Origin of the sequence: Bittarella massiliensis (ex Durand et al. 2017), assembly GCF_017566145.1 — a bacterium.
Taxonomy (GTDB): domain Bacteria; phylum Bacillota; class Clostridia; order Oscillospirales; family Ruminococcaceae; genus Bittarella; species Bittarella massiliensis_A.
Genome location: NZ_JABFCL010000157.1, coordinates 1 through 227, shown reverse-complemented (window position 1 = coordinate 227; position 227 = coordinate 1). Strand labels below are relative to the sequence as shown.

The window sequence follows — 227 nt, the reverse complement described above, 5'->3', positions numbered from 1 at the left end:
CCACAATGATCACCCCGATAATAATCAACGGGATCGTGGAGATGATAATCAGCGACAGATTCAACGATGTACGGACTGTGAGCATAAAGCTTACCACAATCATAACCGGGGTCAAAACTGCGGTTCTCAAGATGACGTTCATAAACATCATAATCTGGAATGCATCATTATTGGTTCTGGAAATCAGAGAAGCCACACCGATTTCATTCATCTCGCTGTGGGAAAAG

General features: G+C 43.2%; 1 protein-coding gene. It reads left to right on the top strand.

Features of this window, described 5'->3' with window-relative positions; translation table 11 throughout:
* On the top strand, positions 1 to 227 hold a 227-nt coding region (locus tag HJY11_RS13855; RefSeq protein ID WP_208076487.1), incomplete at both ends, for a hypothetical protein.